Here is a 14,099-nt window from a genome sequence, read left to right on the forward strand (position 1 = left end):
ACCGAGAAGACTCATACCAGAAACATAAATTCCCGCATCACGCGGAGGAGCGGTATGAGTTTTGACGATAAAGTCCTAGAAATCCCACAGACCCTTCCCATGCTACCTGTGAGAGACATCGTAGTATTCCCCTACATGATCATTCCTTTGTTCGTAGGCAGAGACGCTTCGATCCGCTCAGTTGAAGAAGCTTTGGCAAAAAATCGCCTGATCTTCCTGGCTTCCCAGAAAGACATCACTGAAGAAAATCCATCTCCAGACAACATCTACACTGTTGGTACAGTGGCGATGATCATGAGAATGAGAAAACTTTCCGACGGCCGCGTGAAAATCCTTATCCAAGGTGTCGCTAAAGGCCGCGTGAAAAATTTCACCAAGACCTCCCCTTCCTTTGAAGTGGCTGTTGAAAAGATCGAGGAAACACCGGTTCAAAAAACCGTTGTTGAAAACGAAGCTTTGATCAGAACCGCGAAAGAGCACATCGAGCGCATCATCGCTTTGGGCCGTCCTCTTTCTCCGGACATCCTGCTGGTTCTGGATGATGTTTCTGATCCAGGCCGTATTGCTGACCTTATCGCTTCCAACCTGGGCATCAAAGTTCAGGACGCACAGAAGGTTCTGGAAACTTCTGATGCTACAGAAAGACTGAAACTGGTTAACGAGATTCTGGCTGCTGAACTTGAAGTGATGCAGACACAATCCAAAAATCGCACGGGCGCCAAGGACGACATGTCCAAGTCCCAGCGCGAATACTTCCTGCGTGAGCAGATGAAGGCTATAAAGAATGAGCTTGGAGAAGGCGACTCCAAATCAGAGGAAATGGATGAGTTGCGCGAAAAGCTGGTGAACGCCGGCATGCCTCCTCATGTGGAAGCAGAAGCCCTGAAACAACTGGGCCGTCTGGAGCGTATGCACCCGGATGCATCTGAAGCCACAATGGTTCGCACATACCTTGACTGGATGGCGGATCTTCCTTGGAGCAAGAAATCTGAAGATCATATTGACCTTAAACGTTCCAAAGAAATTCTGGACGAAGATCACTATGAACTGGAAAAAGCCAAAGACCGCATCATGGAATTCCTGGCGGTTCGCAAGCTGAAACCAAACCTGAAAGGACCAATCCTGTGCTTCGGCGGTCCTCCGGGTGTGGGTAAAACATCCCTGGGTAAATCCATCGCTCGTGCGATGGGCCGTGAATACTTCCGTATCGCTCTGGGCGGCGTGAAGGATGAAGCGGAAATCCGTGGTCACCGCCGCACTTATGTGGGCGCGATGCCGGGTAAAATCATCCAGGCTCTTCGTCAGGCTAAAACAAGCAATCCAGTGATCGTACTGGATGAAATTGACAAATTGGGTTCTGACTTCCGTGGTGACCCTTCTGCAGCAATGCTGGAAGTGCTGGATCCGGAACAAAACGCCACTTTCCGTGACAACTATCTGAATGTCGACTTCGACCTTTCAAATGTGTTGTTCATCGCAACAGCCAACGTGTTGGAAAATATTCCACCAGCTTTGCGTGACCGTATGGAGATCCTGAACATTCCTGGTTACACCGAGAATGACAAGCTGTTGATCACGAAGAAACACTTGATCCGCAGACAGATCGAAGCCAACGGTATCACTGAAGAAAACATCAAGTTCACTGACGAAGGTATCAAATACCTGATCGCAGGCTACACTCGCGAAGCGGGTCTTCGTAACCTGGAGCGTGAAGTGGGTTCCGTCTGCCGTAAAGTGGCTAAGATGGTGGTGATGGAAGAAACGAACTTTGTTGAAGTAAACGCAACAACCGTTCCGGAGCTTCTGGGTCCTCCAAGATTCCAGCGTGATGACAAGATCGCGGATTCTCAGGTGGGCGTGGTTCAGGGTCTTGCCTGGACACAAGCGGGTGGTGAAGTTCTCACTATCGAAGCTTTGAAAATGAAAGGTAAAGGACATCTTGCATTGACGGGCCAGCTTGGCGACGTGATGAAAGAGTCCGCTCACGCAGCAATGTCTTACGCTCGTGCTCACCAGGAAGAACTGGGTATCCCAGAGGACTTCTTTGAAAAGTACGATGTGCATGTGCACTTGCCAGCCGGTGCGATCCCGAAAGACGGTCCATCTGCAGGTATCACTCTCACGACCGCTCTTGTGAGTTTGATGACAGGCACTCCGGTTCGTCACGATATCGCGATGACTGGTGAAGTGACCTTGCAAGGACGTGTACTGCCGGTCGGTGGTATCCGTGAGAAGTGTCTTGCCGCTTTGAACCTGGGTATTACAAACATCATCATCCCGATGGCTTGCCAAAAGGATCTTGCTGATATCCCTAAGGTGTTCAAGGATAAGATCAACTTCATCCTTGCAGAAAATCTGGACGAAGTCTTCGCAGTTGCCTTCGACAAGTCGGCAAAAGGTCAGGAGAAAAAGCCTGCCGCGAAGAAAGATCCGAAAAAGACCAAATCGCTTGCGGCCTAATCCGCAAGCCACACATCGCCCCTCCCAAAAAGTGATGTTACAGCAGAAGGCCGGTAAAACCGGCCTTCTGTTTTTTTGTAGAGCCTCTCTCGCAAGTGTGTCTCGTCATGACACACTTTCTGTAATGTGAGGGCCAGAAATGACCCCACCAACTTGTGCTAAACAACGTTCAGTCTTACCCTGTTAGCAATGACATTCAACCGCCTAGGGCAAAGCACCCTTCTGTTTGTGACTGTTCTGTGTGCTATTGGGACCATCTTTGTCCTGAGCTCTGCTGATATTCACAAACGCAACTACGACTATAAAACCAAAGATTACGACCAGGTGCTGTTGAATGAAGTGACCACCTCGGCCTTCGCGGTGATGGAAGCCGCCCTGCAACGCCGACTATGGGAACCACCGCCGGACAATTCCTGTTTGAAGTCCGAGGACTTTAATGTCGAAGGTGAACTGAATGGTGGTATGAAGTGGAAAGTTTCAGCCAAGTACAATTTCACCACTAAAAACTATGAACTGATTTCTGAAGGTCAGTACCGGGATCTGAAAGCGTTCTATATCAAACGCATCAAGATTCTGGATGTTTCAGATTATCTGTTGTTCTCAAGCTCCCCTAACACGATGACCCTGCGTCGTTTGTATAATGAAAAATTCCCGACCGCCCTGATTGCCCGAGATCGTCGCATTTACACCAAAGGACCTTTGCAGTTTGGCGGAAACATTCCCCGTCACAATGATCATCTGAATTGGGCGGGATCTGCCGCCGGATGGCCCGGAGAATGGGGTACAATCATTCAAGGTGACCGCATCCAGTTTGGCGGCGGCATGCAGTACATTCAGTACAGCATGAATAAACCCAATCCCACACCGGGCACAAACATCGAAGCGATGCTCGCCCCTTATGACAACGCCATTGATGAACCTCCGACTCACCACTCACAATTCGGTGCCGCAACCACCGTTGTGACCCGGGACTACAACAAAGCGCAGACATTAAAACAGCAGGTGATCGATGCGACTCCCGGTCCTTTAACCAAAGCCTCTGTAGCCTCGGAAGTTTATCCGATTGCACTGTTTGGTGGAACTCCGCCACTGCTTTCATGGACAGCTTCTGATACCGGTGCTTATTTCAACAATCCGGATCGTTACAGCATCTTCAATTATGGCTGGGGTGGAACGAACTATTTCGGCGTCCGCCTGGATGCCACCTGCATTTCTCGTGTGGACGCTGGTACCACCAAAAAAATCTGCTCGAATTCAGAACACTTCCCACGCGGTTTTGCCCAGTGGCGAAAGGATGCAGGCCTTGAAGGGACTTTGTTCACGGCCGATGCTGAAGAAATCCCCGCCCCCACTTTGAATTGGGATAATATGGAAGCATTAGAAGAAGATGCTCGTGCCTGTGGTGCGGTGATTTCAGCACCCACCAATCCCTATACTGACTGTGATGTCTGGGATCTTTCATTCCAACAAAAGTATGCCGCAGCCAGCGGATCCAATGTGTGCGGTCAAGTTTCAGCGGTGGACATGAATTCCCTGACCCTGACCAATTTCAACCCGGCCCAACTGACAAATCCTGCCCTGAAGGAACGCCTGCTTCGTCGTGTATTATACACGAAAGTTCCCACTGAAATTCGTCAGTCCACATCGCAGGGCCTGATGTTGGGAGCGCTTTCCACCAATACCGCCCGCAAGAATTTTTCCTTGTGGGTTGTATCTGAAGACACGTTGGCACTGAAAGGGTATCAACAAGACAACACTTCACCTCTAGATACAGATCCAGCCCGTATGCGCGAGGTGGTCTTTAACGCCGATGCCACCAATGCAGGGCGCGAACCTTTACCGATGGTGATTCTTTCCCCTGAACGGGTGCATCTGCTCAGTCCGCAGTATGTTCCCGCCTCCATAAATTACCTGCAAAATTACTGGCCGGTGGTCAATGGCAAGATCCGCCCAGTCGTGCACAACTATACCGATTATGTCCGTCAGGAAAATGATGGATTCCGCTATGGATACCGCACTTTCCGCCTGGAAAATATCAGTCTGGTCACGAATGCCAATATTGATACATCCAATCCCTTTGTCCTTAGAGGGCTGTGGAGCGGCCCGGACTCCACCGCTAATCAGTTTCCGTCGAATATGTGCATGGTTTCGATGGCAGGCTCGACTCTGACTCCCGTTCCCGGAAATGACTTGCTGGCGACAGCCCAAATACCGGCTTATCACTCAGCACCGAACTCCCCGATTCCTCCACTTTCATCACGTTACTATAACGGAAACACCAGCCAGTTCCCGCGATCCTACTATCCTTCCGTGTTTTGGGTGCAGCGGGCGGCGGGCATGGGCAATCGGGAAGAATCCGATTTAATCTATTCGGGCATTCGCATGTACACGGCGTTTGATAGTTTCACGCCCACAGGAAAACGCAATTTAAATGTGCCCCTGCACACGGTCACCGACACGCGGGGCAACTATAGTTCGCAGTTTTCTCTTGAACACAAAAATCTGCAGTGGACCAGTTCCTCTTATTATAAGCCCACTGCCGCGGGCACCGCCTGCCTGCCAAGCACCATGCAGTTTAAAGAAGCCTCTTATAATTCCGGTCTTCCGGACACCACGGCCATGCAGCCAACCATCAACAACGGACGCTACATCTTTGTTCACGCTGATCCACCTGTGGATTACCGCAACCTGGGCTCTATCATCGGGATTGACCAGCCTATTCTGGAGACCCGACAATAGATGAACATGAAACCTCTGAACAACTCCGGTATGACTCTTGTTGAAGTTCTGGTGGCCATCGGCATTTCTCTGATCAGCCTGACTGTGCTGATGCAACTGACTCTGAGCAATCGCACGCACAAATCCGAAGTGGATCGTTCAATCGTTTTAAAAGAAATTCTGACCAACAATGCTATTGAACTTAAGGGCCGCGCCGTAACGGAAATCCCCCTTCCCGGAAACTGCATTGTGCGCACCTATAATTATCAGACTGAATTTCAAAATGAAGTAACCCAGGCCGGAAGCCCACCTCTTTGTGGATTGGCTGAACCTTCCAAAGACACCATTCAGGTGGTTTGGGAGGTCGAGCCCGCCACCAGCATCAATGCAGACTTCAGTTCGCCGTCTTTGAAGCTTCCCAAATATTCCAACACACTAAAGAAAGTCACCCTGCATGTGCGCGGGTATTCCAGCGGAGCCGGAGCCCGCCTGATTCACAATCAGGTGACTCTGTTTAAACGATGAGAAAAAATTCAGGCTTCTCTGTCATGGAGCTTTTGCTGGCGGTGAGTATTTCCACGATAGTGATCGGGATTGTAACTTATCTCATTCACAATTTCTTTTCCGAGCAACGCAATCTGGAGGTGTGGTCCGGCGGACAGCTTGAGATGTCGATGGCCCTAAAAAATGCCGAAGGTGACATCCGAAACGTCATTCGTTTTGATCCGGTTGAAAATCTGACCTCCGCTTCCGGCGTCGCCTATTTCGGGCTGACCTCCCTGCCTCCGGGTCTTGAGCCTTCGGTATGCGTGAACGATGCGACGGGCTCTGTGATTCGCTACACCACTTTGGATCGAAAGCAGCGCTCTGAACGCGTGCTTCGTGCCTGGTCGGAACTGGCGGATGTGAATAAAACCGGCAGCTCCCATGAGCTGCGCCTAACGGCGGACGCCACCACCAGTTCGATGTTCGGGACTTCCAAAGCCCCGCGTGAAATTGTGTTGGTCGATGCCGATCGCCGGTACATTCGCCGCTACAAGGTTTCCACCCACACCATGCGTTTGAATGCAACGCTCGACCCCTATGATGACCAGCCCCGCGTGGATTCACTGGGAAATGCCATCAACTTTAATTATGTCAGCGTGATCTTAAAGTCGCCTCCGACCGCCAACGGCAGCAGTATCACTCCAAAGACGTCGGTCTTTATCACCGGAACAGAGGTGTATTCCTCCAGCACCTATTACCTGTGTTTGCGAAAAAGTGATCGCAGTCTGATCAAGCTTGATGAAAACACCCGCGCTGAGACCGTGCTTTTGCAAAACCCGCATGTGGATTTCACCATCAACTCTTTTAAGATCGGTTACCTGGCCACCAGATCCGGCGTGCGTGTGGAGCCAGCCAACTTCATCGCGGATATGCTCAATGCTGCCAACAACGTCTGTTTTAATACGGTGCTGTTTGATCTGAAATTGGATGCTTCGGAAAGTTATTTGAAACGAAACCAAGGACAAACCGTCGGGGATATCAAGACCGACATCAGCCGCCAGCGCACAGTGTTTTCCCAGAACTTAAATCTGAAGCGACCGCTAAGCTGCCAATAGACAAAGTCGCAAGTTTGTTTAATTTGATTAATTCCAAGCAACCCGTGCGGGATCTTGGACCAAGCCCAGTGTTTATTTAGTCCACCTAAGCGCATGATCTTCTTAGAGGTTGATTATGCGCACGCTTGATTTAGCCATTATTTCCCCTCATCAAAAGTTCTGTGAAAGAGCCAAAGATTTGTCGACGTCCTTTCAGTTTGAATTTCACGTCTTTCGAAGTGATGAAGATTTCTTTACAGAGGCAGAAAATTTTAACGGCATTACGTCTGTCGTGTTGGACTGCAGCTATCTTGAAAAGCCGAATGAAGTGGCGGGTCTTGTGCAGGTTGCTCGTCAGGGAGCTCCAGAGAGTTATATTCTAACGGTCATCAGCTCCAAGTTGGCGCCCGAAGATGCGCGAATTGCCAAAACTTCCGGAGCCTCCTTGGTGATGATGGAGAGTGAGTACTATTCTTCATGCAAAGCCGAATTTGCGCTTAGCCAGGTGATCCGTTCTGCCTTCATACCCGTTAAGACGCTGGATTTGATCGAGGACTCTGAATTGTCGTTTGCTTTGTATCACCTGCTCCCCATGAACCGCCGTTTTCTGAAAGTCCTTAAACCAGATTCAAAGCTGAGCAAGGCGTTTCTGGAAAAGTACTCACCGGCTGGTGACTTGTTCATTCCCCGTAAAGATCTTGGTGCCTGGTTGGAATACACCAACAGCTTTCGTGCCGAAGATGAGGCGGGTTTGCTTCGTCAGTGTCGCTCTAAATTCTTACAGCTCAATCAAAGCTTTTTGGATCTGACCCTGCTTATCAGCGATCAAAGCTCGGGGGCCTCCTTCGCTGCCGGAAAAGAGGTTTATGAACTTTGCAGAAAATTTGCCTATGAGCTGCACAGCTCCCTGATCAACACCCCGGATCCCTGGAAGGTGGTGGCCAGTTCTGCGGTGGGTGACTTCGGTTCCGTTGAAAGATCGCCCGCCATTTCTGCCTATGCCGGTATCTTAAGTTCGCAAAACCAGATTGGCCTGGCAGAAGAAGTGATGATTGGAGCCCTGCTGGCGGATATTGGTTATCTGGAGTTCAGCCCTTCCACCGCCCGGAAAGTGCGCAACAATCAGATGAGCCAGCTCAACGCAGAAGAGCTGATGGAATATCATAAGCACCCCATCTTCAGTCTCAACAACTGCCTGTCCCGTCGGCTGCCGCTGACAGAGGCCATCAAAGACATGATCCTTATGAGCCATGAAAGATCCGATCAAAAAGGTTTTCCGCATCGCCCACGATCCGACAAACTGACGGAGGAATCCATGCTGGTTCGGCTGTGTTGGGAACTGGATAATAGAACTCAAGTCAGGATGGGAGAAAAAAGACCGGATATAGACGAAGTCAAAAAAAACCTGGGTTCGGCCCTTTCTGCAGACAGTGGTAACTTCTCTGTGGGTTTTGCCTGCAAAATAGCCAAAATCCTGAACACCTCGGACCGGGGAACAGTCAGTGCCTGAAATAAAAAAGGGCTGAGAGATCAGCCCTTTTCTTATTGTTTAAAACCTTTTAGACGGTCATTTTCGGATTCAAGAACACGAACCAGAGTCTTCAGGTCCGTCACTTCTTCCTTCAGATGGAGGATCTGCTCCTCTTTTTCGTGAAGGATTTGGGTGTAGGCCTTCTTGAGCTCATTCAGCAGCTTGTTGGCCGCTGTCAGGATGGGCTCATCGTTTTTCACCTTTACCACTTTGTCGGCAAGGTCTGTGGTCTTTGTTTCGTCCTTTGAAGTGGCCATTTCATAACCTTTCATCATTCCTTGATGAGCACCCACCAAAGCCAGGTCGCTTTCTTGGGAGGGGCGATGTACTCTTTGATGGGTACCCATCGGTTCGTCCATGATGAAGTACTTGCCGTCTTCAAAGCGGAACTTAATGTCGTCGGCTTTGATTCGTCGGCGGAGGGTACTCACACTAATTTTGTATTTAGTAGAGTAGTCCGTTAGCGGTAACCAAGAACCGTAGCTCTCAACGTTCATTAAATCCTCTTATACTTTCTGCCTCGGTGGCGCCGAAGCTTCAGTAGCTAGCCTTTTAGGAAGGTGGTATCCCTACTCAGCTTGCGTAGTCAACATTATCACAGGACTTCAGTCTGTCAAATTTTGTGTGAACACTTACTCAAATTCAACTAAATTCAGGACCTTGATCTGGTTAGCCATTGCCTATTCACTGGACCAAAGTCTGACTACGCAACCCTAAGTCATGGATTTCTGGTGGAATAAAAGAATTCTTTGCGCCTTTTGACCAAAGACCCGATAATTTAAATTAGCTATATGCGTATCAGAGATAAAAAGAAAGTAGCCTTGGTTCTAAGTGGTGGAGGCATCAAAGCCGCCGCCTTCCACATCGGGGTTTGCTTGGCCCTTCAAGAAAAGGGATTCAAATTTGCCGGCGGCACCAAAGAGATGGTGCGTCAGAACTTCGGGTCCGATGATCCGATGACGATCCGTCTTTATGTCGGTTCGAGCGCCGGGGCGTTTGTCGCTTCCGTTCTTGCCGCTGGTTATCCAGTGGAATCTTTGATCAACGCTTTCCAGGTCGGTTCGGGTTCTGATCCCACTTTTGATAAATCCGATCTTCGTTATCTGAAGCCGATTTCTTATCGCAGCCTGTTTAACTTAAACTCTTCCGGCCTGATGAAGTTCATCCCGCGTTCGATCATGGAAAAAGCCCTGGTCACCGGGGGTCTTGAATCCATTTTGAAAAACGGACTGAAACTGAATGGCTTGTTTTCCACAAAAGGGATTGAGAACTATCTGCGCAAAGAGGTTCTGGTCGACAATGACTTTGCCCGTTTGGGGGTTGAGCTCTTTATCATCGGAACTCAACTGAATCACACCCGCAAAGCCATCTTCGGGAACTTCCCCGATTCCTTTAAAACCGAGACCACCAAATACATCAACTATGCGACGATCAGTGATGCGGTGGCTTGTTCGACGGCTTTGCCTCCGGTGTTTTCTCCGTATGGAATCAAACGCCCGGATGGCAAAGAGATCTTCTATTATGACGGCGAAATCCGCGACACCCTGTCCACCCACGTGGCGGCGGACTATGGCGCGGATCTTGTGATTTCCTCATACTCCATCCAGCCCTATCACTACACTAAAGAGATGGGCTCGCTTCATGACTATGGGATTCCCCTGATCGCCAATCAGGCGCTGTATCAGGTGGTGCAGCAAAAGATCACCCGTCATATCCAGTATAAAAACGACATCCGCGGTATCTACAACGCAGTCGATGGTTACTTCAAGCAGCAGAACTTGCCGGGCGAACACCGGGACAAGATCCTTGAAATCATTAGGAATCGTGTGAACTATCGTCCGGAAGTGGATTACATCTATGTGGCTCCGCGCCCACAGAACTATGAAATGTTCTTTGTCGATCACTTCAGCCTGAATCCGGAAATCCTGGCGCGCATCGTGCGCATCGGTTTCAAATCCGGGATCAATGCCCTTCGCCAGCACGACATTTAATTCCGGCTGGCCTCTTTCCATTCCGTCAGAATTTTTGCGCCTTCTCCGGAAAGCGGCTTTTTCGCGTAAGCCTTCTGGTCATAGTATTCACTGACCTTGCGTAAAATCGCTTTTTTGGATGGATGTTCTTTCCCCAAACGCTCCAGATACTGCAGCGGAGTTTCAGCTTCTTCCGGGAAGATGTCCTGCTTTTGACCCCAGCTTAAAACCGCATGATACAAAACTTGTTCTTCGCTCAGTAAACCTTTGTTTTTGAAAAGACTGCGGAAAATCAAAACACAAAGAACCGCCACAAAGATCAATCCCACCACAAGCTGCAGTTTCAGATCGATCAGACTTTGCCAGAAGCTTTTTTGCGAGGTGCGATCGAAATCCACCAGGAAGTAGGTCCATCGATAGTTCAGATCATCCATCACAAAGCCCACGCGGTCCCACAGCGTGATGCCATCCCCCGCCTTTGGACGCCACTGAATATCCCGGGCAAAGACCTTTTGATCTTCTTCCGACAGGTTGAAGAAATCTTCAGCCCCGATCACCAATCTTAAGGGCGCCACCCATTGGGTCGGATCCACTCGCTGCCAGCGGCCGTCATTGAAAATCTCAACCCAGGCATGGGCATCACGCTGACTGACCCGCCAAAATTCCCCCATCGGATTGTATCTGCCACCCTGATAACCCACGATCACCCGGGCCGGAATCCCCAAAGCTCTGGCAAGGGTCGCGTAACTTCCGGCGAAGTGCTCGCAAAAACCACGTTTTCGATAAAACAAAAACGATTCCAGTTCGTTGACGCCACCATAAGCACCGGGATTCAAAGTGTAGGTAAAATCATTTTCCTGATAAAACGCCTGCAAAGCTTCAATCCTTGCCGCTGGAGTGGGGTGCTTTTCTTTGGTGGTGTTCACCCAGTCGGCCACCTGCCCGCGCAGTTCCGGAATTTTCAGATACTCTTCATCCGGGGTCTGACGATCAATCGAGCCTTCATTCCAGAGCCCGCGATACACGGTCGTGGTCATCAAAGGCCGGGCACTGCGAAACACCGAGGCGTTAAGTGAAAACGAATTTCCGATTTCAAGCTGCACCTGTTCGGTGCCCTCAAGCACGAACAAGAAGGTGTTCGCATGGGGCTCCAGGGCGACTTCATAGTGTTTGTCGGTGGGTTTATCAACTTCGGCTTCGCTTCGTGGTTTGATCCCCAGCATTCCCGGCCGCCAGCTTAGGCCGCGGGAATTCACCAGAACTGATCCACGCCAATAAAGTTCCTGGCTGGATTTGATCGGCAACTCAGAAAGCTTCGCCCGAAAAACCATGTTGGCGACACCGGCAAGTTCGGCCACGCGTCCGGGATTGAGCTCTTCACTAAAACCAATCTGCCCCGTGGCTTCACCGCGAGACATCGCCCACGGAAGCACAAACCTTGGAAAAGCAAAGAACAAGATCACCGCCCCGGGAACCGACAGCGCAAAGACCTTCAGTAAAATCTTTCCGCGCTGAGGAAGTTCGGGTGACAGCAAAGAATACCAAAGACCCGCAAACGCCAGACCCGAAGGAACGATCCAATAGATATCCAGACTGAACAAAGCCTTGATCGAAATCAGAACAAAACCCAAAAGCACCAGGAAACGATGATCCCTTTCGTTTTCATAATCCATCACCCGCAAGGCGGAAAGACCCAGCAGGAATGTGTACGAAGGATCCTGACCAATCAGGGTGCGGTACTGCACCAAAATCTGCGCCAGCAACAAGACACTTAATCCGCCCGTCACTTTGCGCGAAAGATTTTTCCAGTGAAGTTTTTCAACTCCCCACTTCCAGATCAAAAGACCCAGCGAAAACAACGCCACCCACGGGGACACTTCCAGTCCCACCATCACCATTGCGGTGATAAATGAAAACGCCAGGGATGTTTGGGCGAAGAACTGTCTTTTCATGACAAGGCCTCGGTCTGCGCAAGCGCCAGCAACGTCAGACACTCTTCGCGGTGATGCGGGCCTTTGTTTTGTTTGAGCTCCTGCGGACCGACGATTAATGAATACTGAAAACCCTGTCGTTCCGCTTCATCGACCCACAGGCACAACTGACTGATGCGGGCTTCAACGTCCGGCAAGTTTTCCGTCTGCTCCCAGTTGAAATGCAAAGCGGGTTTTTCAGGCTCTTCATAGTTTTTCACCAGCAGATCCTGCCGGCGCGCACTGGCGCGCCAGTCAATACGACTGAGCGAATCCGCACTTTGAAAACCGCGATGATCACGAAATAAACCCGTGGCCTGCTGCCCTTCTCCGGCCACCGCATCGGTGGGGAATTGTTTTTCACCCAAACGCGCCGGATACACCAACACGGAATCCTGAGAGGTCATGTATTTCCACGCCCGCAAAAGTCCAAAGGGATATGTGCTTTGCAAAGTGATGCGCGGAAGTTTCACCCAGCCTCGTTTGCCGGGACGATAGGGAATCTGCAAATCCCCATGGGACAGCGGCTTGATTGACGTTTTACGGAGGGTGTTTTTATCTTTACCCAACACCGCTTCCACATCCCAGGCCGGAGTCACGGAAGGGTTTTCCAGGGAAATTCGCAGCAGTCCTTCTTCGCCGGAAAAAAGCTCTTCGTTCTCAAGTCCCTCGACTTGGACGACATCCATGTTTTTATTGGTCAGAAGAATCCCGGTGAATGCGACCGAGATCAGAAAGAACACGAAGATATAAATCAGGTTGTTCGCATACCCCACAGCCAAAAAGAACAGCGTCAGGGCCATGGCCCCAAACGCCATTCCGAATCGGGATGGCATGATGTAGGTTCTTTTCTTTTTCTTAAACAGGGACTGGAGTCGCTTTTTGAAGGGCATGGGCCCACTCACGACCTCGTTTGATGCCATGATTTCCTCCCAGTCGGTGTCCCAGTACCGGAACCAGAACCTGTTGAACATCATCGGGACGAACATAGTCACGTCCCTCTAAGAACGCCCACGCTTTCGCGGCACGCACCAAAGCCATGCCGGCACGAGTGGAAAGTGGAGCCCCTTCAAATCCCGCACGGCGGGAACGCTCTAAGATCTCGGCAATGTATCCGGCCACCACAGGCGACACGGTCACGGATTGCACTGAAGACAAAGCTGCCTCAATTTCGCCATCACTGAACAAGGCAGAAATCTTCTGCAGTCTTGCGCGCGGATCTTCCCCTTGCAGCAGACGCACTTCAGTTTCTTTCGAAGCGTGGTGAAGTTCCAGGCTCATCAAAAAACGATCCAGTTGGCTTTCCGGCAGCGGGAAGGTTCCGGTTTGTTGATGCGGATTCTGGGTCGCGATCACATAGAAAGGTTTTGGCAAAGGCCAGGTGGTTCCGTCCACGGACACTTCACCTTCCTCCATCGCCTGCAACAGCGCACTTTGAGTGCGAGGGCTCGCGCGATTGAGTTCATCAGCCATCACCATCTGGGAAAACAAAGGACCCGGATGAAACACAAACTTTTGTTCTTGCGGATGAAACACCTGACCACCGATGGCATCTGCGGGCAAAAGATCAATTGTGAACTGAATACGGCGGGTTTTTAAGCCGGTCAGTTTTCCCAGCACTTGCACCAGCGTGGTTTTACCCACGCCCGGAAGATCCTCGATCAACAAATGTCCCCCGGCCAGCAGGCACGTCATGGCCAGACGGATTTCCACATTCTTATCCAGGACAACTTTCGAGGCTTCAGAAATCAGATCGTGAAACTTGGTGTTCATAGACTGATAGGATAAGGTCCGTCGCGGCGGTGACCAAACCTTTTTTGGAAAATAAAAAAGCCCCGGGTTCACCGAGGCTTTATTTATGTCTTATTCT

10 protein-coding genes are annotated in these 14,099 nt (G+C 50.4%); 6 read left to right on the plus strand and 4 right to left on the minus strand.

Translation table 11 applies throughout. The features are described 5' to 3' along the window. The first annotated feature begins 54 nt into the window (after positions 1–54). The 5 genes from lon (at position 55) to ACZ520_RS18290 (ending at position 8,268) form a co-directional block, all read left to right on the plus strand. Positions 55–2,460: an endopeptidase La gene (lon, locus tag ACZ520_RS18270; protein ID WP_088563790.1), complete on the plus strand. Its 2,406-nt coding sequence runs from the start codon at positions 55–57 to the stop codon at positions 2,458–2,460. A gap of 189 nt (positions 2,461–2,649) precedes the next feature. Further along, positions 2,650–5,199, plus strand: a complete 2,550-nt coding sequence (locus ACZ520_RS18275) for a hypothetical protein (protein WP_464126929.1) — start codon at positions 2,650–2,652, stop codon at positions 5,197–5,199. Next, positions 5,200–5,703: a PulJ/GspJ family protein gene (locus tag ACZ520_RS18280; protein ID WP_374031606.1), complete on the plus strand. Its 504-nt coding sequence runs from the start codon at positions 5,200–5,202 to the stop codon at positions 5,701–5,703. Then, positions 5,700–6,779, plus strand: coding sequence for a PulJ/GspJ family protein (locus tag ACZ520_RS18285; RefSeq protein ID WP_464126931.1), 1,080 nt, complete (start codon positions 5,700–5,702; stop codon positions 6,777–6,779). The genes ACZ520_RS18280 and ACZ520_RS18285 overlap by 4 nt, the downstream gene beginning before the upstream one ends. 115 nt (positions 6,780–6,894) lie before the next feature. Beyond that, positions 6,895–8,268: a hypothetical protein gene (locus ACZ520_RS18290; protein ID WP_464126933.1), complete on the plus strand. Its 1,374-nt coding sequence runs from the start codon at positions 6,895–6,897 to the stop codon at positions 8,266–8,268. Between the two features lie 32 nt (positions 8,269–8,300). On the opposite strand, the gene ACZ520_RS18295 is transcribed toward ACZ520_RS18290, so the two are convergent. Beyond that, on the minus strand, positions 8,301–8,720 hold the full coding sequence (locus tag ACZ520_RS18295) for a hypothetical protein (RefSeq protein WP_416479730.1): 420 nt from the start codon (positions 8,718–8,720) through the stop codon (positions 8,301–8,303). A 360-nt stretch (positions 8,721–9,080) separates the two neighbouring features. Between ACZ520_RS18295 and ACZ520_RS18300 the strand changes: the two genes are divergently transcribed. Further along, positions 9,081–10,280, plus strand: a complete 1,200-nt coding sequence (locus ACZ520_RS18300; protein WP_088563782.1) for a patatin-like phospholipase family protein — start codon at positions 9,081–9,083, stop codon at positions 10,278–10,280. Here the strand turns inward: ACZ520_RS18300 and ACZ520_RS18305 are convergent. Genes ACZ520_RS18305 through ACZ520_RS18315 form a run of 3 tightly spaced genes read right to left on the minus strand, consistent with a single transcriptional unit; the run spans position 10,277 to position 14,002 of the window. Further along, entirely contained in the window at positions 10,277–12,211 is a 1,935-nt protein-coding gene (locus ACZ520_RS18305) for a transglutaminase TgpA family protein (protein WP_464126936.1), read from the minus strand. The genes ACZ520_RS18300 and ACZ520_RS18305 overlap by 4 nt on opposite strands. Continuing rightward, on the minus strand, positions 12,208–13,152 hold the full coding sequence (locus tag ACZ520_RS18310; protein ID WP_464126938.1) for a DUF58 domain-containing protein: 945 nt from the start codon (positions 13,150–13,152) through the stop codon (positions 12,208–12,210). The genes ACZ520_RS18305 and ACZ520_RS18310 overlap by 4 nt, the downstream gene beginning before the upstream one ends. After that, entirely contained in the window at positions 13,088–14,002 is a 915-nt protein-coding gene (locus tag ACZ520_RS18315; protein ID WP_417867317.1) for an AAA family ATPase, read from the minus strand. Before ACZ520_RS18315 ends, ACZ520_RS18310 begins: the two co-directional genes overlap by 65 nt. Positions 14,003–14,099: the final 97 nt, after the last annotated feature.

It is taken from the genome of Bdellovibrio sp. BIS2 (assembly GCF_055398295.1).